The organism is Rhodoferax ferrireducens T118 (assembly GCF_000013605.1).
Classification (GTDB): Bacteria; Pseudomonadota; Gammaproteobacteria; order Burkholderiales; family Burkholderiaceae_C; genus Rhodoferax; species Rhodoferax ferrireducens.
This window is the reverse complement of record NC_007908.1, coordinates 1739754-1757064: the sequence shown is the minus strand read 5'-3', so window position 1 is coordinate 1757064 and position 17311 is coordinate 1739754. Positions and strand designations below refer to the sequence as shown.

Annotated in this window: 15 protein-coding genes and 3 pseudogenes; 5 read left to right on the top strand and 13 right to left on the bottom strand. The window is 60.9% G+C overall.

Annotated features, from left to right (window positions below):
• Window positions 1-59: 59 nt before the first annotated feature.
• The 5 genes and pseudogenes from RFER_RS08225 to RFER_RS24560 all read right to left on the bottom strand — a co-directional run.
• Window positions 60-719 carry a TIGR04282 family arsenosugar biosynthesis glycosyltransferase gene (locus RFER_RS08225; protein ID WP_011463923.1) on the bottom strand — a complete coding sequence of 220 codons (660 nt, stop codon included), beginning with the start codon at window positions 717-719 and terminating at the stop codon, window positions 60-62.
• Window positions 716-1390: a TIGR04283 family arsenosugar biosynthesis glycosyltransferase gene (locus RFER_RS08220; RefSeq protein WP_011463922.1), complete on the bottom strand. Its 675-nt coding sequence runs from the start codon at window positions 1388-1390 to the stop codon at window positions 716-718. The genes RFER_RS08225 and RFER_RS08220 overlap by 4 nt, the downstream gene beginning before the upstream one ends.
• A complete protein-coding gene (locus tag RFER_RS08215) occupies window positions 1387-1776 on the bottom strand; it encodes a hypothetical protein (protein ID WP_011463921.1) in 390 nt (129 codons plus the stop codon). The genes RFER_RS08220 and RFER_RS08215 overlap by 4 nt, the downstream gene beginning before the upstream one ends.
• Window positions 1777-1781: 5 nt before the next feature.
• Window positions 1782-3932, bottom strand: a complete 2151-nt coding sequence (locus RFER_RS08210) for an FAD-dependent oxidoreductase (RefSeq protein WP_011463920.1) — start codon at window positions 3930-3932, stop codon at window positions 1782-1784.
• Between the two features lie 128 nt (window positions 3933-4060).
• Window positions 4061-4195: pseudogene (locus RFER_RS24560) on the bottom strand (organomercurial transporter MerC); the annotation flags it as partial.
• Window positions 4196-4274: 79 nt separating this feature from the next.
• Between RFER_RS24560 and RFER_RS08200 the strand changes: the two are divergent.
• Window positions 4275-4592, top strand: a pseudogene (locus tag RFER_RS08200) (MerR family transcriptional regulator); the annotation flags it as partial.
• Window positions 4593-4642: 50 nt separating this feature from the next.
• Window positions 4643-5839 (top strand): selenoneine synthase SenA, encoded by a 1197-nt coding sequence (gene senA, locus RFER_RS08195; RefSeq protein ID WP_011463918.1) that lies wholly within the window; start codon window positions 4643-4645, stop codon window positions 5837-5839.
• 18 nt (window positions 5840-5857) lie between these two features.
• On the opposite strand, the gene phnE is transcribed toward senA, so the two are convergent.
• From phnE to RFER_RS08175, 4 genes are all read right to left on the bottom strand, one after another.
• Window positions 5858-6682: a phosphonate ABC transporter, permease protein PhnE gene (phnE, locus tag RFER_RS08190; RefSeq protein WP_011463917.1), complete on the bottom strand. Its 825-nt coding sequence runs from the start codon at window positions 6680-6682 to the stop codon at window positions 5858-5860.
• A 10-nt stretch (window positions 6683-6692) separates the two neighbouring features.
• A complete protein-coding gene (locus RFER_RS08185; protein ID WP_011463916.1) occupies window positions 6693-7547 on the bottom strand; it encodes a PhnE/PtxC family ABC transporter permease in 855 nt (284 codons plus the stop codon).
• Window positions 7548-7562: 15 nt separating this feature from the next.
• The gene (locus tag RFER_RS08180) at window positions 7563-8396 is read right to left on the bottom strand and encodes a phosphonate ABC transporter ATP-binding protein (protein WP_011463915.1); all 834 of its coding nucleotides are present in this window, start codon (window positions 8394-8396) and stop codon (window positions 7563-7565) included.
• A 75-nt stretch (window positions 8397-8471) separates the two neighbouring features.
• The gene (locus RFER_RS08175) at window positions 8472-9329 is read right to left on the bottom strand and encodes a putative selenate ABC transporter substrate-binding protein (RefSeq protein ID WP_041791730.1); all 858 of its coding nucleotides are present in this window, start codon (window positions 9327-9329) and stop codon (window positions 8472-8474) included.
• Window positions 9330-9487: 158 nt separating this feature from the next.
• Between RFER_RS08175 and senB the strand changes: the two genes are divergently transcribed.
• Both senB and selD read left to right on the top strand, forming a co-directional pair.
• Entirely contained in the window at window positions 9488-10480 is a 993-nt protein-coding gene (gene senB / locus RFER_RS08170) for a selenoneine biosynthesis selenosugar synthase SenB (protein WP_011463913.1), read from the top strand.
• A 27-nt stretch (window positions 10481-10507) separates the two neighbouring features.
• Entirely contained in the window at window positions 10508-12805 is a 2298-nt protein-coding gene (gene selD / locus RFER_RS08165; RefSeq protein WP_011463912.1) for a selenide, water dikinase SelD, read from the top strand.
• A gap of 23 nt (window positions 12806-12828) precedes the next feature.
• On the opposite strand, the gene RFER_RS08160 is transcribed toward selD, so the two are convergent.
• The 4 genes and pseudogenes from RFER_RS08160 to RFER_RS08145 form a co-directional block, all read right to left on the bottom strand.
• The gene (locus RFER_RS08160; RefSeq protein WP_011463911.1) at window positions 12829-13899 is read right to left on the bottom strand and encodes a methyltransferase domain-containing protein; all 1071 of its coding nucleotides are present in this window, start codon (window positions 13897-13899) and stop codon (window positions 12829-12831) included.
• A 112-nt stretch (window positions 13900-14011) separates the two neighbouring features.
• Complete coding sequence (gene arsS / locus RFER_RS08155) at window positions 14012-14974, bottom strand: arsenosugar biosynthesis radical SAM (seleno)protein ArsS (protein ID WP_011463910.1); 963 nt, start codon at window positions 14972-14974, stop codon at window positions 14012-14014.
• Window positions 14975-15364: 390 nt separating this feature from the next.
• The gene (egtD, locus tag RFER_RS08150; protein WP_011463909.1) at window positions 15365-16291 is read right to left on the bottom strand and encodes an L-histidine N(alpha)-methyltransferase; all 927 of its coding nucleotides are present in this window, start codon (window positions 16289-16291) and stop codon (window positions 15365-15367) included.
• Window positions 16284-16685 (bottom strand): annotated as a pseudogene (locus RFER_RS08145) (glutathione-disulfide reductase); the annotation flags it as partial. The pseudogene RFER_RS08145 and the gene egtD, both read right to left, overlap by 8 nt.
• 286 nt (window positions 16686-16971) lie before the next feature.
• Between RFER_RS08145 and RFER_RS08140 the strand changes: the two are divergent.
• Window positions 16972-17286: a BufA1 family periplasmic bufferin-type metallophore gene (locus RFER_RS08140; RefSeq protein WP_041790404.1), complete on the top strand. Its 315-nt coding sequence runs from the start codon at window positions 16972-16974 to the stop codon at window positions 17284-17286.
• Window positions 17287-17311: the final 25 nt, after the last annotated feature.

Sequence of the window (17311 nt, the reverse complement as noted above, 5' to 3'; positions counted from 1 at the left end):
GCACGGCATAGAGCGCGTCCAAGCCATCGAGCTGTTGGTGCGCAAGAAACTGGGCACTCTCACGATGCTGAGCCCTCATGCCAAGGCCATTGCGAGGCAGAGCTGGCAGAGGTGAGCCACGTTTTCGGCAACCATTTCAAGTCGGACGGCTCGTCAATATCATGCAGCATAGGGAGAATTTCCACACGCCAATCAAGCTGTTTCATTCGACTCATGGTATCAGTCGCGACGCTGCTGGTGCTCCAGGCAATGCCGGAGAAAACACGTGTATCAAACCGGTTCAATCCGAGCAGCACATAGCCGCCATCAAAGGCAGGAACCAATGTGGCATCTGCGAATTGCAGAGCACGGGCGGCTTGCCGCAGTTGGGCCGCGTCCAATTGCGGGCAATCGGTACCTATCAAAAAAATAGATTCACCCGCGTCAAGCACACGCTTTGCCGCGCGTGCCATACGCTCACCCAAATCGCCGTCGCCCTGGTCAGTCCTGTGTACGGTCCTGGATATTGCCAACGTCTCCCAGACGGCTTGGACTGCTGATGGTGTGACACACAATTCCACTGGCCCCACCTGGGAAATCAGGGCTTCATGCAGGGTTTGTGCGAGCAAACGCTGCGCCAGTTCGGCTGCGCCGTGTTGCCCCAGGGCCGGGATCAGCCGGGTCTTGGCCAAACCCGCCAGCGGCGCTTTGGCAAAGATGACAATGCGTACCGGTTTCATCCGTAGGCACGCGCCAGAAGGCCAACGGGCACCCCGCGCCAGTAGTCCCAGCGCAAACGCCACATCAGGAAAATGGTGTGCCAAACACCACGCGTTTCCCAGCGCCGCCCCGAGGTGGTCACGCAGCGTGTGATACAGGCCGGGCGAGACAGGCAGCGCAAGCGTTTGGAGAGTTCAATGTCTTCCATCAAGGGCTGGTCCGGAAACCCACCCACGGCATCGAAGACAGTGCGGGACACGAACATCGCCTGGTCACCCGTGGCAATGCCGGTCCAGCGCGAGCGCAGATTCATCATGTGACCCACGACACGCAGCATCCAGTGATGGCCCGTGATGTAAACATCAAATCTTCCCCAACTGTGCAAACCACTGGCGAGCGACTGATTGACACAGTCAAAAGCGCCTTGTGGCAATTGGGTGTCAGCGTGGAGAAACAGCAAAACCCCACCGATTGCACATGCTGCGCCGGCATTCATTTGCCTTGCACGTCCGGATGGCGCGTGAACGACCTTAAAGCCAGCGCACTCGATCATCGCGACCGATCCGTCAACACTGCCACCATCGACAAACAGCACTTCACAGCCATGGCGGCTCAATGGCAGCAAGCGTTCCAGCAACGCTGGAAGGACCTGCGCTTCATTGAGAACAGGAACGATGATGGACAGTGTCACGATTTGCCGCTCCTGTCTGATCGACCGGCTGCGTTCAGTCGCCAGTCATAGTCCAGAAACTCGATGCCAAGTCTGCGAGCTGGCAGTTTACTGGAAGTGTCAACATTCAGCCCCAAAGGCACACTGTAAAGTGCCAATTGCGTCGGGTTGCTCCAGCGGTCAAATTCAGCTCGGCTCACCTTCGATATGCTGGCCAGATAGGTTTGGAGTGGGGTTCGGTCCGCCATGAATCCAGCGTAATCCACCTCGCTGGCCTGTCCGGCGTGCAGCACCTGCACATGTTTTTTGAGCAGCTCGTCCCAATGGGAACTGCCGAGCCCTTCTGCCCGCGCCAGGCCCGCCAAACCAGCGAGCACGCACAGCGCAAGGCAAGTTCTGCCAAGCATCTTGATTAGCCTCGCTTCCAGGCATGAAAGCGTGCCAACAGGGCCAGCACTTTTTGAGGCGCGTGCGCACGCTTCCATTCACCGGCAACGTACTTATTTGCCTCTGCCAGCGTCGGGTAGGTGTGAATGGTGCCCAGAATCTTGTTCAAACCCAAACCATGCTTCGTGGCCAGCACGAATTCGGCCAGCAAATCCCCGGCGTGCTCACCAACGATGGTCACACCCAGAATGCGGTCTTTGCCGGGGACGGTGAGCACTTTCACAAAACCGTACGCCGTGCCGTCGGCAATGGCGCGGTCCAGGTCATCCAGGCCGTATTTGGTAACTTCATGAGCAATGCCTTTCTCCTTGGCATCTTGCTCGTTGAGTCCAACCCGAGCCACCTCGGGTTGGATGAAAGTCGCCCAGGGCACCACTGAGTAATCCACCTTGAATCTCTTGAAGTCGCCGAACAGCGCGTTGACAGCGGCGTACCACGCCATGTGGCCAGCCGTGTGGGTAAATTGATAAGGCCCGGCCACATCGCCGGCCGCATAGATGTTCGGGTACAGGGTCTCCAGGTAATCGTTAACCGCCACGGTGCGTTGGGTGGGAATCCCCAGCTCTTCCAGGCCATAGCCCTGCAAACGGGCCACGCGCCCGACCGCGCACAGCAAGGCATCAAATTCGATGCGTATCTCTTTGCCCTGATGCTCAGCCACGATGAATTTGCGAGTCCCCTCCCGCTCGCATCGCAGGGCTTTGTGACCTGTCAAAACGTCAATGCCATCGCGCCTCAATGAGTCACGGGCCAGATCGGAGACTTCCAGGTCTTCGCGGATCATGATGCGCGGAGCCATCTCGATTTGAGTCACCTTGGAGCCCAAACGGGCAAAACTCTGCGCCAACTCGCAGCCAATGGGGCCACCGCCCAGCACCACCAGTCGCTTTGGGGCCGCGTCCAGCTTGGCAAATTCGTCCCACAGCGTGTCACTGGTGACATAACCCACATCAGCCAGACCGGGCAGCGGTGGCACAAACGGGCTGGCCCCGGCTGCAATGACGATGCTGCGGGTCGTCAGGCGCTGCATGCCGCCGTTGTTGAGCTTGATTTCCACTGTCCAGGGGTCGACGATGCGTGCATAACCCTCCAGCACTTCCACTCCGAGTTCGGTGTAGCGCGCCACGCTGTCGTGTGGCTCCACCGTGCGTATCACTTCATGCACTCTGGCCATCACTTTGCGAAAACTGAACTGTGGTTCTGCTGCACTCAGGCCATAACTTTCGGCATGGCGCATTTGATTGGCGATGCGGGCTGACTTGATCAGGGCCTTGCTGGGTACACAGCCGTAGTTGAGGCAGTCACCCCCCATCCTGTGGGCTTCAACCAAGGTCACCTTGGCCTTGACGGCTGCCGCAATATAGGAAGTAACCAAACCTGCCGCGCCGCCACCAATGACCACCAAGTTGCGGTCAAATTTTTTGGGGCGTTGCCATTTGGCATACACGCGGCGACCTTGCAGCAAACGCATAAACATCTTGGCCAGCATGGGGAATACGCCCAGTAGTGCAAAGGAAAGCAAGAGGCCGGGCGACACAATACCGACCAAGCTGTTGATTTGGGCCAGTTGGGTGCCGGCATTCACATAAACCAGGGTGCCAGCCAGCATGCCCACCTGGCTGACCCAGTAGTAGCTCAGTGTACGAACCGGTGTCAGGCCCATGAGCAAATTGACCAGGAAGAACGGAAATAGGGGCACCAGACGCAGCGTGAACAGATACAGCGCGCCATCTTTGGCCATGCCTTCGTTGATGACTTTGAGCCGATCACCAAAACGGCGCTGGATGGCATCGCGCAACACGTAGCGTGATGCCAGAAAAGCCAGGGTAGCGCCGATGCTTGACGCAAACGACACAATCAACGTGCCCATGGACAAGCCAAACAAAGCACCGGCAGCAAGGGTCAATATCGCAGCACCCGGCAGTGACATCGCTGTGACCACCACGTAGACTGAAAAGAAGACCAGCCCAACCACAACGGGTGACGCGGCACGTTGCGACTCAAATTGACCCAGACTGGCTTTCATGCCATCGAGTGTCAGGTAGCGGTTCAAATCCAGTGCAAAGAAACCGAATACCAACAAGGCAGCAGCGCTAAGAATTAATAGTTTTTTCATGGGTTGCCCTTCTTCGTTCGACTTCGGTGAGGCAACAACTATCGCCCTGTGCAAGCATAGTCGCCAATGAACGTCTGGTTCTTACACTGCGAATCAAGCACATGGTCAGCAGGACGGATGCAATGCCTGGCAGGCGCGGCAAACAGCGGCATCAGGCGGCTGCTGGACAAGTCCATGTAATCCTGCAAGAAGCCCAGGCCAAGGGCCGGGACGATGCTGCCAAAGGTACCGGCTTTGTCGGCGATGCGGATTATCAGTGTCATAGCGTGTCTCCGGTTGATCAGTGTGTGGTGGCAGACAGCGTAAGATAAGTTTGTGGTCAAGTACGGAGTCAAGCACTGTATGCAAAATGGATTCGAAGGCTTCAGAAATAGTCTCGCCATTGGTGCTTTTGCCCCAGCCGCCGGGGTCAATGTGGAGACCATCAGTTTCTACCAGCGCACGGGCCCGCTCTCGGAACCCGACAAACCATTGGGGAACATTCGCCGTCATGGAGATTCGGACGTGGCACGGGTCCGGTTCGTCAAGTCGGCACAGCAACTGGGCTTCAGTCTGGACGAAATTGCCGGGTTGCTGCGACTGTACGACGGTACGCACTGTGTTGAGGCGCGCACGCTGGCAGAACACAAACTCATTGGCGTACGCCAAACGCAGCCTGATCCCATAGAACCATGAAACAGCCAAACCCTGCACCTTACCGGAGCAACTTTATGTCTGACGCGCGCCAACTCTGTGGTGCAGAACTGGCCGCGGCCCTGCGTGAGAGCCGTCAACGCACGTTGTCGCTGGTGAACGACTTGAGCCCCGCGCAATGGAGCCCGCCCCCGCAACTGGGGGTCAATCCGGTGGCTTGGGAGTTGGCACACATTGCCTGGTTTGCCGAGTTCTGGATCTTGCGGGGCCCGCATCAGCGCGATGAGCAAGGGCTGGTTCACGCCGCGCACGCCCCCCGCTTTGCCGGACCAGATGCATTGTTTGATTCCGCGCGACTGGCACACGCCCAGCGCTGGGGTCAAGCCATGCCCTCTCGTGCGGCGCTGGCGTCCATGCTGTCGAATCAGTTGGAAGCCTGTATCGCAGCGCTGCCGCCTGGCGCTACTGCGTGCACCCATGACGCGCAGGACCCGCTGTATTTTCATCTCCTGGCCCTGTTCCACGAGGATATGCACGGCGAAGCCTTTTGCTGGATGCGCTCGGCCTTGGCTTATCCCGCGCCCGACGGGGTGGCAATGCCGCAATTGCCCGTCAGCAGGCCGCTGGCCGTGCCGGGGGCCGAGGTCTGCATTGGCTACCGCAACACGGAACCGGGCTTCGCCTTCGACAATGAACGCCCCGCCATGAACGTTCGACTGGGCGACTTCGAGATCGACAGCACGCCCATGTCCGCCGGCGAGTTTGCCCGCTTCGTCGAGGCCGGGGGCTATGACAGCGCAAAATACTGGCCCGCCGACGCTGGCGTGTGGCGAGCGCAGTCGGCTTGCGCGCACCCGCAGCATTGGCGACGCGGCCCCCACGGTGATTGGCAAATGCGCTGGTTTGACCACTGGCTGCCACTGGTCAACACAGCACCCGCCATGCATCTGAACGCCTTTGAAGCCCAAGCCTATTGCCTGTGGGCCGGTCGGCGTTTACCGACCGCGAGCGAGTGGGAATACGCGGCAACAACGCAGCCGGGGTTTCACTGGGGCCACAGCGTGTGGGAGTGGACCTCAAGCGCCTTCGCGCCCTACCCCGGCTTTGAGCCCGGCCCTTACCATGCTTACTCGCAGCCCTGGTTTGGCAATCACCGCGAGATGCGTGGCGGCGCATTTGCCAGCCACGCCCGCATGCACAACCCGCGCTACCGCAATTTCTTCCAGCCTCATCGCACCGAGGTGTTTGCCGGTTTTCGCACGGTGGCACTTTAACAAGGCTTTGCGCGCCCCTCACCGCGACAGCGCGCTGCGAACCGCATAACTCAGCGCATCGACCAGCGCCACCAGCGCCAGCATGGCCAGCAAGACGGTGCTGGTCTCGCCCATCTGGAACAGGCCCATGTGAAAGGCCAGCATCTGCCCCAGGCCGCCAGCGCCCACCACGCCAAGCACGGCGGCAGCGCGGATGTTGTTCTCCCAGCGGTAAAGGGTGTAGCTCATCAACTGCGGTAACACTTGCGGCAAGGTGGCGTAAAGGAACACGCGGGCTTCACCGACACCGCGCAACCGCAGCGCAAAGCTTGGCCCCGGCGCGGCGTTTTCTATTGCTTCGGCAAACAAGCGCCCTAACACGCCCGAAGTGTGCAGGCCCAAGGCCAGCGTGCCGGCAAACGGCCCCAAGCCGGCCGCAATCAGGAGCAGAGCCGCCCACACCAGTTCAGGTGTGCTGCGCAAGGCATTGAGCAGCAAGCGTGTGGTCCCGCGCCAGCGCGCCGGGTCTTGTGCATGGGTTCTTGCGGCGGGCAGCGCCAAGGCCAGACCCAACAGCACCGCCAGCAGCGTGCCCAAGGCCGACATCGCCAGCGTTTCCAGGGCGGCCAGCAGCACCTTGGTGACAAACACCGTGCTGGTCTGCGGATGCAGCAACTCGCCCAAAAAACGGCCCATTCTTTGCGCCGCGTTCCACGACCAGAACTGCGCCCATTGCAGATTGAGAGTTGCAAAACTGGCCACCACCAGTATCAGCACACCCAGCATCAACCAGCATGCCTTGCAGCGTGCATCAAACAGCTTGGGCGGCAATTTGTAGGTGTCGTTGGCGGCGCTGGGGTTCATGCATTCTTCCTCATGCCAAACCCTTGCGCAGCATCGCACTCATGCGGTCTGCCAGCCACACCAACGCCATGAAAATCAGCAAAATGCTGGCCACTTCAGACCCGTTGAACATCTTCATGGAGGAGTCCATGAGCTGCCCCAACCCACCGGCCCCGACAAAACCCAACACCGCGCTGGAGCGTATGGCGCACTCCCACCGGTACACGGTGTAGCTGGTCAGCTCACCCGCGTTTTGCGGCAGCAGGCCATAGAAGAAGGCTTGCAGCCGACCCGAACCATTGCGCATCAGATTAGTGGTGGCGTGGGCGTCGCCGCTCTCCATGATATCGGCGTACACCTTGCCCAGCATGCCGCTGTAGGTGAGCGCAATGGCCAGCACGCCCGAGGTGGGCCCCAGGCCGACCACCCGCACAAACACCAGCGCCCACACCAACTCGGGCACGCTGCGCAGCACCAGCAGCAGCCAGCGCACCCCTTGGCGCAGCACGCTGGGTACCATCGCCATGCGACCGGTCAGGCTTGATAGCGACAGCACCCGCACCGACAGCAGCGACAAAGGGATCGCCAGCAGCAGCGCCAGCGTCAGGCCCGCTGTGGCCATGGCCACGGTGCGCCAGGTTTCACGCGCCAGCAGCCCCAAAAACTCGGCGTCGGTGCGCGGCGGGAAGAAAGCGCCGACAAAATTCAGCGCTGGCTTCAAGGCGCCCGGCTCCAGCAGCACCCAGGGCTTGAATTCGGTCAGCACCACAGCTGGCCAGAGCAAGGCCAAACCAGCCAGCGCCCAGAAGACGCGCGCGGCCCAAGCCGGGTCACGCAAGGCGGGGCGGTTTGGCATCAAGGCCGGAGTGGGCGAAGCGTTGGGCATGGCGCGGTGTGGGTCTCAGCGGCAGTGCATCACCACCGGCGCCGGGTCGGTGGGTAGATCATCTGCCTCAAGGTTTGCCAGGCCGGTCAATTCATGCAGGTGCTGCGCATACAGTGCCTGCAACAGCTCCGGGGTGACCTCGGCGGCAGGCAAATCAAAGGCCACCTGGCCGTCGCGCAAGCCCACGATGCGCGGGAAATGGGCCAGTGCCATCTCGACGTGGTGCAGTGTGGCCACCAGCGTGGCACCGCGCTCTTGTGCAGCGCGGGTCAAAGTTTCAATGGCGTGTTGAGAGCGTGTCGGGTCCAGCGCCGACAAGGGTTCATCCACCAGGATGAGGCTGGCCTGGGACACCAGCGCCCGCGCCAGGCCCACCCGCTGGCGCTCGCCACCCGAGAGCCGGTCCACGCGGTCAAACAGCTTGTCACCGACATCAAACCCGGCCAGGGCTCGTTCCGCCAGCGCGATGTCCGTTGGGTAAAACAGGCTGCGCAAGCTGGCCCACAGGCTCTCGTTCGGCAGGCGTCCCGCCAGCACGGCGGTGACCACGCGTTGGCGCGGTGGCAGCGGCGGAACCTGGGGCGCAAGAAACAAGGCACCGCGCAACTTTTGTAGCGCGCCGCGCGACAGCTGCCACGGGTCCTGGTCGTTCAACAGCATGGAACCTGCGGACGGCTTGAGCGCACACGCCAACAAATGCAGCAGCGTGGTCTTGCCCGCACCTGACGGGCCGATGATGGCCAGCTGCTCTCCGGCGCGCACGGTCAGGTTCTGCTCGCGCAGCGCCGGCACGGCACCCGGCTTGGCCGAGGGGTGCTGTACCGAGATGCCGTTCAGGCTGATTTTCATGAACGAAATAGGGCAATAGACCTCATGGAACAAGCACCTACAGCTATCAAATACATAGCAATTGCGTGCGGCACTTTACTTCAGCAAACCCGCGTTGCGGGCGGCCTGTTCAATGCCCTTGTAGTTGTCGGCCTTGGTGGCAATGAAACGGGTGGCGCGCTGCAGCTCCAGAATTTCTTTGCCCTCGGCCGTGTTGCGGTCCAGGCTCAGGAAGGCCTGAGTCAGCTTGTCGCGCAGCGCCACCGGCATGTCGGCATGCACCGTCCAGTTGTAGTCAAAGTAGCCGGGGGTGGTGTAAAACACCTTCACCTTGCTGGCATCTACCTTACCCTCTTTAACAAACTTTTCCCACACCGAGATGTTCAGGGCACCGGCGTCCACCTTGCCCGCCGCCACGGCGGCGATGGTGGCATCGTGCGCGCCGGAGTAGGCAACGCGCTTGAAGTCTTTGTCGGGGTCAATATGGGCCTGCAACAAAAAGCTGCGCGGCATCAAATGACCGGAGGTGCTGGACTGCGAGCCAAAGCTCACGCTCTTGCCTTTCAAATCCGCCAGGGTTTTGATACTGGGATCACTCGTGATGAACACCGAGCGGAACTTTTCGTCCTCTTCGCGCTGCACCAGCGGGACGACTTTGCCACCCGAGCGCACATTGGCCTGCACGAAGGTAAAGCCACCGTACCACGCCATGTCCACCTGCTTGTTGACCAGGGCCTCGACCGACGCCGCATAGTCGGTGACCGGCGTGAATTCGACTGGTCTGCCCAGGATTCTTTCGAGGTATTTCACCAGCGGGGCCGCCTTGCGCGCCAACTCGGTGGGCGACTCATCGGGGATGGCGGTCACTTTGAACACGGCCTGGGCCTGCGCCAGCGATCCGAAGAGAACCAGCGCACATCCCAGAAAAATATGTTTTGGAGAAAATTTAGTCATGTGCATAGCCTGAAAAGTGAGAAAACGAAGTAACGATTAGACTCGAATCCGGCCACGCCTGCAGACCATGTGCCGCTTGAAAAAGAGGTGTAAGGTTTTTTGACTCGGAGACGACTAAGCTAACCCGCCGTGCTTGATGCCGGCTGCAAAACTTCCCCATGACCCAAGCCCGCGTCCTCATCATCAGCCCCGCGTTAGCCGATGCCAACAATGGCAACTGGCAAACCGCGCGGCGCTGGTCGCGCATGCTGAGCCCTGCGTATCAGACCACCATTGCGCAGACCTGGCATGGCGAGCCGTTTGATGTGATGCTGGCGCTGCACGCGCGGCGCTCTGCGGATTCGATTGCTGCCTGGGCCCGCGCGCAAGGTGCAGTTGCGGATGCACCAGGACTTGCCGTGGTGCTCACCGGCACCGATTTGTACCGCGATATTCAAATCGATGCCCGCGCGCAAGCCTCCCTGGCCTATGCACAGCAACTGGTGCTGCTGCAGGAAAGCGGGCCGGATGCCTTGCCTCCTGCGCTGCGGCACAAGGCGCGGGTGATTTTTCAGTCCACCCCCGCACGGGACAAGGTCGTCAAGACAGTGCACCATGTGCGCGCCGTGATGGTGGGGCATCTGCGCGATGAAAAATCACCGCAAACCCTGTTTGCCGCTGCGCGTCTGCTGCAAGGCCACCCCGACATCTTCATCGACCACATTGGCGCGGCGCTGGACGCAGAACTGGGCGCGCAAGCCCAAGCCTGCGCCGAGCAATGCCCACACTACCGCTGGCTGGGCGGCTTGCCCCATGAAGCCACGCGGCGCCACATTCAGCGCGCGCATCTACTCATCCATGCCAGCCGAATCGAGGGCGGCGCGCATGTCGTGATGGAAGCGGTGCGCAGCGGCACGCCCGTGCTGGCCTCCCACATTGCCGGCAACGTGGGCATGCTGGGGCCAGACTATGCAGGCTATTTTGCGCCAGGTGATGCGCAAGCGCTGGCCGATTTGCTGCTGCGCTGCCGCCGCGACCAGGCCAGCAACCACCCACATGCCGACAATTTCTATCACCAGTTGCAGGCCCAGTGTGCACAGCGTGCGCCCCTGTTTGCACCCGCCGCCGAACAAGCCGCGCTGCATGCGCTGGTGCGTGACTTGCTACCCTGAACCCCCGATCCAAAGTGAAGCGACTCGATGCAAGCACCTGAACAACCCATCCTCAGAGACATCGTGCTGGTCGGCGGTGGCCACAGCCACGTGGGCGTGCTTAAAAGCTTTGGCATGCAGCCGGTTCCCGGCGTGCGCCTGACGGTCATCTGCACCGACATGCATACGCCCTACTCGGGCATGCTGCCCGGCTATGTGGCGGGCCACTATGACTATGACGAAGTTCACATTGACCTGAGCCGTCTGGCGGTATTCGCCGGCGCGCGCCTGTACCGCGACGAGGTGATCGGGCTGGACCGCGTCAACCGCAAGGTGCTGTGCCGCAACCGCCCGCCGGTGCCGTATGACGTTCTGTCCATCAACATCGGCTCCACGCCCCAGCTCCACGGCGTGCCGGGCGCTCTTGAGAACGCCATTGCGGTCAAACCCATCACCCGCTTCAACGAGCGCTGGCTGGCACTGCTGGAACGTGTGCAGCGCCACCCCGGCACCACCACCGTGGCCGTGGTGGGGGCCGGTGCCGGCGGCGTGGAACTGCTGCTGGCCATGCAGTGGCGCTTGCGCCATGCCTTGCGCGCGCTGGGTCGCAACCCCGATGAGCTGGTCTTTCATCTGTTCAGCAGCGACGCCAACATTTTGCCGACCCACAACCTGGGCGTGCGCAGGCGTTTTGACGCCGTGCTGGCCGAGCGTCAGGTGCGGGTGCACCGCAATGCAGCCGTCACGCAGGTGACGCCGGGGCGGCTGCAAACCGCGGCAGGCGAGGTGATCGATACCGACGAGATCGTCTGGGTGACCCGCGCCGGTGGCGCTGCCTGGCTGCGAGACACCGGCCTGGCGCTGGACGCAGATGGTTTCATTCAAGTCACCGACACCTTGCAGACGGTGACCGACCCCGCCGTTTTTGCCGCCGGCGACATTGCCAGCATGGTGAACCACCCGCTGGAGAAAGCCGGCGTTTTTGCGGTGCGCCAGGGGCCACCGCTGGCAGCGAACCTGCGCTTGAGCGTGCAGGGCGGCACGTTGAAACCTTACCACCCGCAACGCAGTTGGTTGGCGCTCATCAGCACCGGCGACCGGTACGCGGTGGCGTCACGCGGCTGGCTCGGTTTTGCCGGGGCCTGGGTTTGGCGCTGGAAGGACTGGATTGACCGGCGCTTCATGGCCAAGTTCCAGGACCTGACACCCATGGACACTCATGGCACCCGCGCGCAGCCGACATCGGCTGGTGTAGCTGGGACAGTGCAGCTCACGCCCGAAGAATCGCTGCAAGCCATCTCGGCCATTGCCATGCGCTGCGGCGGCTGCGGCGCCAAGGTGGGCGCCACGGTGTTGTCCCGCGCCTTGAGCCAATTGCACCCGGTGCAGCGCGAAGACGTGATCATCGGCCTGAGCGACCCGGACGATGCCGCCGTGGTGCGGGTGCCAGCCGGCAAAGCGATGGTGCATTCGGTGGACTTCTTTCGCTCCTTCATTGACGACCCCTACCTCTTTGGCAAGGTCGCCGCCAACCATGCACTGGGCGACATTTGGGCCATGGGCGCGCAGGCGCAATCGGCCACTGCGATTGCCACCGTGCCCTCGGGCCTGGAGAGCAAGGTCGAAGACGTGTTGTTCCAGATGATGACGGGCGCGCTGGAAGTGTTGAACGAGGCCAACTGCGCCCTGGTGGGTGGCCACACCGGCGAAGGCAAGGAGCTGGCGTTGGGCTTTGCCATCAATGGCTTGATCGATGACGACCCGGCGCAGATCTTGCGCAAGAACGGCATGTGCCCCGGCGATGTGCTGATTCTCACCAAACCGATTGGCACCGGCACCTTGTTTGCAGCACACGCGCGCCTGAGCGCCAAGGGCCGCTGGATTGACGCGGCCCTGCAGTCCATGGTGGTATCCAACCAAAAGGGCGCCCAGTGCCTGCGCGAATTTGGCGCGACTGCCTGCACCGACCTGACCGGCTTTGGACTGTTGGGCCACCTGGTAGAGATGACACGCCCCTCGGGGGTGGATGCGGAACTTGATTTAGGGGCCTTGCCCTTGCTCGACGGCGCACAGGAATGCGTGGCGGCGGGCATCGTCAGCTCCTTGCAGAGCGCCAATGTGCGCCTGCGCCGCGCCCTGCGCAACCAGGAAGCGATGGTCAATCACCCCCGCTACCCGCTGATTTTTGACCCGCAAACGGCCGGTGGCCTGCTGGCCAGCGTGCCAGCCGACAAGGCACAGGCCTGCATTGCGGCGCTGCGTGAACTGGGCTACAGCCACACGGTGGCGATTGGCCGGGTTTTGCCGCAAGGGGAAGCGCTGGAGCCGATTTCGCTCTGCGCGTGAATGGCTGGGAGTCTGGGTGCGACTCAGCAGCAAGCCGCCAGTCCGCAGACGCCGGAGCTACTTTCGCTGCGAGCCCCAAACGGCAGATTGCCGCCACAGCCGTCAAAAATTCCGTAGTGGGTGTCGAAGTTGCCGATGAAGTTGAAGTGCGGCGCAAAGCGGGTGCCCTGCAGCATGTGCCAAGTGTTGCCGCAGACCGCAAACACCTTGCCGGTTTGCATGTCGTGGTGTTTGTCGAGCACAAAGCGGCCCGGGTGCTCGGGGATGCTGCCTTGGTAGATGACGGCCTGGCCGAAGTCTTCGCAGGCAGACTCCAGCGCGGCCAGTTTGAACAGGCGATAGGTGGCCGAGAAGAAGCGCAGGTTGCCGGTGCGCGCGGCGAGCTTCGGGTCGGTAATCTCAAGCGGGCGGTCTTCAAGCAGGCGCGGGTCGGCAAAGCCGTGGCGCTGGGCCAATTGAATGAAGTCGTTCCAGTAAAGCGCGCCACCCAGGCACTCGCCATACAGCACCGGGTCGTTGCGCACGGCCGGTGGCACGCGGCGGTCGGCATACACGTCAGAGAAATAAAATTCGCCGCCCGGTTTGAGCAGGCGCTGCACACCGGCCAGCACCGCGTCCTTGTCGGGCGAAAGATTGACAACGCAGTTGGACACGATCACGTCGAAGCTGGCGGGCTCCAGACCCAGCTCATCGAGCCGCTCGATGTAGCCATGCAAAAACCTTGTGTTGCTGTAGCCAAAGACCTCCGTGTGGTGGGCCTGATGGGCGCGCGCCACGGCCAGCTGTTCGTCGGTCATGTCCACACCGACCACTTCACCCTCGGGGCCGACCAGTTGTGCCAGCGCATAGACGTCGCGGCCCGAGCCGCAGCCCAGATCGAGCACACGGCAGCCCTCGAGCAGCGGCGGGCACACCAGGCCGCAGCCGTAGTAGCGCGACAGCACCTCGGGGTGCACACGCGCGAGCAGCGGCTTGAGCCACTCGGGCATGGTGCTGGCGTCGCAGCAGGCACTGGTTTTGAGGTCTGCCGTGCCTTGCAACTGGTGACCATAGTAGTCCTGGACGAGGTTGTGGGTGCTGGTTTGAATGGGCATGAGATTTGTTCAAAAAAATAATAGAGTGATTCAAAATTGGTGGCCAGCAACGCGTGTTTTCATTGGGCTGGCGTCTTTCTTCACCATCGGGCTTGATACCGTCATGGCGCGCTCAATGTTCCAGTGCACCGCCGCAACTGCTGCCCTGGCCCGCGGTGCAGCCAAAGCAGTGACCCGCCACACGGATGGTCTGTTCGTCCAGGCCGGTTTTCAGCAGATCGCGCAGGTGGCGCTTGAGTCCCGATGTTCCGAGTGGCAGGCCGAGCTGCTGATTGAAGTCACAATCAGACAGCCAGCCCTGCCAGTCCACGCTAACCGTGCTGCGGCACATCACACCGGGCAGGTTCTGTTCCTGAAAACTGCTCCTGAGCAAATCCATGTAGGCGTCAAACGTGCCCTTGGACACCAGCGTCGAGCCAAAGCGCTGGATTGGCATGTTGGTCAGTGCAAAGAGTTCGTTAAAGACGATGCTGAAGTGCTGGAGCAGCTCACGTTTGTAATCGGCCTGCAGCTTCTGCTGCTCGGGTGGCAGCGACGCGCCTTGCGGGTTGTAGACCAGGTTCAGAACCAGGCCCGAACCTTGGCGGCCGTAACCCAGGGCGTTGAGTTGCTGCAAGGCGGCAATGCTCAGGTCAAACACGCCGTCGCCGCGCTGCTTGTCAACGTTGGCCGCCGAATAGCAGGGCATGGACGCAACAACCTCGACCCGCTGCGCGGCCAGAAACGCTGCCAGCCCTTCTTGCCCGGGTTCAAACAGAACGGTCAGATTGCAGCGGTCAATCACGCGCACGCCTTGCGCCCGCGCCGCGCGCACCAGGCCTCTGAAGCCCTCATGCAGTTCGGGCGCACCGCCGGTCAGGTCGAGTGTGCCAATCTCGCGCGCGGCCAGCACCTGCGGAATCAGCGCCATGGTGGCCACGTCCATCATTTCGGTACGGTTCGGGCCAGCGTTGACGTGGCAATGCACGCAGCTCTGGTTGCACTTGTAGCCGAGGTTGATCTGCAAGGTTTCCAGGTGCGTGCGGCGAATGACCGGAAAGCGGGTTTTTTCCAACAGTGGGAGGGTGTCGTGCATGAGGATTTGTAGGTCTTGAGAATCAGGTCAGAAAAAATGCCAGCCGCTCGTGAATTTCCTATTCAAGTCAAATTGGCAAAGTGCCCGCACATTGGGCAAGCGCCGCCATCCATTGATTCTGTTTTGCCCTGCAAGTTGCAAACGCCTTGCCTCTTTTGTCATTAGTCGCTGGCAGCAGCCATTTCTTACAATCGCAGCAGCCAATTCACAAAAAAATCCATCTCGCCGTCCGACCTGTTCTTGCTCGCCAGTCAGCAATTTGGGCGACCCCAAAAAAATAGGTATTGATCTTGCCCCAATTTCCGGTTCTGGACCGGGTGCTCGCAAGAGCTTGAACGTGAGTCGATTTGCTTCGCTTCCCCTGCAAGACGCGGGGTTCTGGGGCCCGGTTCAGGGACGGGCAAGAACAACGGCAAACCATGCGTGCTCGTCGGTCCAGACTTGCGTTTGAGGCAATCCCGCACGTTCCAGAAGCTCGACGAAATCCTCAACCCGGTATTTGTAGCTGTTTTCGGTATGAATGCGCTCACCACGGGCAAAGCTGCGTGCACCGTGGCGCCAGTGTATGAGCTGGTTGGCCTTCGCCTCCAGATGCATCTCAATGCGGGACCGATCTGCGTTGAAAAATGCCCGGTGTTGCCACTGGTTCGTATCAAAGTCAGAGCCAATCAGTCGGTTGACATGGTCCAGCACATTGAGGTTGAAGGCTGCTGTCACACCTTCACCATCATCGTAGGCGGCATTGAGCACCGCTTCGTCTTTAACCAGATCAACGCCAATCAGAAGCGCGCCATCGTCTGCGATCAAGTCACGTATACGAGACAGCAAGGCCTGCGCCTGCGGTGGGTCAAAATTGCCGATGGATGAACCGGGGTAGAACACCAGGCGGCGTTGCGCCGGCAGACTGGCTGGCAACCCGATGTCCGCGGTCAGATCAGCAGCAAGCGCCTGGATATCGATGTCCGGGAAGGTTAATCGCATCCTGGCTACAGCGTCATGCAAAAACTCCTCAGATATGTCGACAGCAACAAAATGCGCCGGCTTGATCAGCTCGCACAAGGCTTTGGCTTTTTGGCAATTGCCTGCACCCAGTTCAATCAAGGTGCAGCTTGCACCGACCCGGCGCGCGATCTCTGGCGCATGGATGCTCATGATGGCGTGCTCGGTACGCGTCGGGTAATACGCCTGCAGGCGGGTAATGTCCTCGAACAGCGCAGAGCCCTTGGCGTCGTAAAAGTACTTGGGCGAAATCGTTGCCGGGACTTGCATCAAGCCTTTGATGATTTCCAATTGATCGGACGTGAGGATGTTATTCATATCGTTGTCGGGTGATTTTTTCACGCAAAGTCACAAACTCTTCAGCCGCTGAGGGGTGCAGCGCCACCGTGGCATCCAGATCGGCTTTGGTCGCACCCATGCGGATCGCGATGGCCAGGCCCTGAATGATCTCGGGCGCGTCGGCCCCCGCCATGTGCGCCCCCAGCACGCGCTGGCTGACCGTGTCGACAATCAGTTTAACCAGCGTGCGCTCGTCGCGCCCGGACAGGCTGTGGCGCATGCTGCGGAACTGGCTGCTGTAGATATCGATTTCGCCATACTGCACCAGCGCCTGCGTTTCGGTCAGCCCCACGGTACCGATGGGCGGCTGGCTGAATACGGCTGAGGGCACCGTGGTCAGCTCAGCACTGATGCGGGTCGGGCCAAATAAGTCGCCATCACCTGGCCAACGCTGGCATCGTTGCCGCACCTCCAACCGACACGAGGCGAAACATTTGACTTCACCCATGCACCAAAAGTTGCAAGCTTTTTATGCCCCTGGCCCCCGTCCTTATTGCATAACAAGCTATATTATTTATAGCGTCTTAGTTTTTCTATGGGTCGCAGTGTAAGAAACCGCCGACAGTTGCGACTATAGAAGCAGCATGGCACACACAGCGCGTTCCGTGCTGACCGTCACCCACTTGCCAACCACCGTTAACCCGACTAAGGACATTGAAATGAAAAACCAGACCACCACCACTCGCTACGCCTCTGCTGCCGCCCTGGCTTTGGCCATGAGCGCAGCCTTGACCATTGCCGCCACACCGATCGCAGCCCAAGCGGCTGACACCGACAAGTGCTTCGGCGTGGCACTGAAAGGCAAGAACGACTGCAAGGCAGGCGCGGGCACCACCTGCGCGGGCACCTCCAAAGTGGACTACCAGGGCAACGCCTGGTCGATGGTGCCAAAAGGCACTTGCGAAAAGACCGTGTCCAAGACTTCGCCCACGGGCTTCGGTCAGTTGAAAGAGTTCAAGGAAGTCAAGGCCTGATTCTTTCCAACACCAGCGGAGCACC

Coding starts and splice junctions, on each gene's coding strand:
- RFER_RS08180 (WP_011463915.1), bottom strand. CDS start 8,396: ATGAAAATCAGCCTGAACGGCATCTCGGTACAGCACCCCTCGGCCAAG.
- arsS (WP_011463910.1), bottom strand. CDS start 14,974: ATGCACGACACCCTCCCACTGTTGGAAAAAACCCGCTTTCCGGTCATT.
- RFER_RS08225 (WP_011463923.1), bottom strand. CDS start 719: ATGAAACCGGTACGCATTGTCATCTTTGCCAAAGCGCCGCTGGCGGGT.
- RFER_RS08185 (WP_011463916.1), bottom strand. CDS start 7,547: ATGCCCAACGCTTCGCCCACTCCGGCCTTGATGCCAAACCGCCCCGCC.
- egtD (WP_011463909.1), bottom strand. CDS start 16,291: ATGAATAACATCCTCACGTCCGATCAATTGGAAATCATCAAAGGCTTG.
- RFER_RS08140 (WP_041790404.1), top strand. CDS start 16,972: ATGAAAAACCAGACCACCACCACTCGCTACGCCTCTGCTGCCGCCCTG.
- senA (WP_011463918.1), top strand. CDS start 4,643: ATGTCTGACGCGCGCCAACTCTGTGGTGCAGAACTGGCCGCGGCCCTG.
- RFER_RS08210 (WP_011463920.1), bottom strand. CDS start 3,932: ATGAAAAAACTATTAATTCTTAGCGCTGCTGCCTTGTTGGTATTCGGT.
- phnE (WP_011463917.1), bottom strand. CDS start 6,682: ATGAACCCCAGCGCCGCCAACGACACCTACAAATTGCCGCCCAAGCTG.
- RFER_RS08215 (WP_011463921.1), bottom strand. CDS start 1,776: ATGCTTGGCAGAACTTGCCTTGCGCTGTGCGTGCTCGCTGGTTTGGCG.
- senB (WP_011463913.1), top strand. CDS start 9,488: ATGACCCAAGCCCGCGTCCTCATCATCAGCCCCGCGTTAGCCGATGCC.
- RFER_RS08160 (WP_011463911.1), bottom strand. CDS start 13,899: ATGCCCATTCAAACCAGCACCCACAACCTCGTCCAGGACTACTATGGT.
- RFER_RS08175 (WP_041791730.1), bottom strand. CDS start 9,329: ATGACTAAATTTTCTCCAAAACATATTTTTCTGGGATGTGCGCTGGTT.
- selD (WP_011463912.1), top strand. CDS start 10,508: ATGCAAGCACCTGAACAACCCATCCTCAGAGACATCGTGCTGGTCGGC.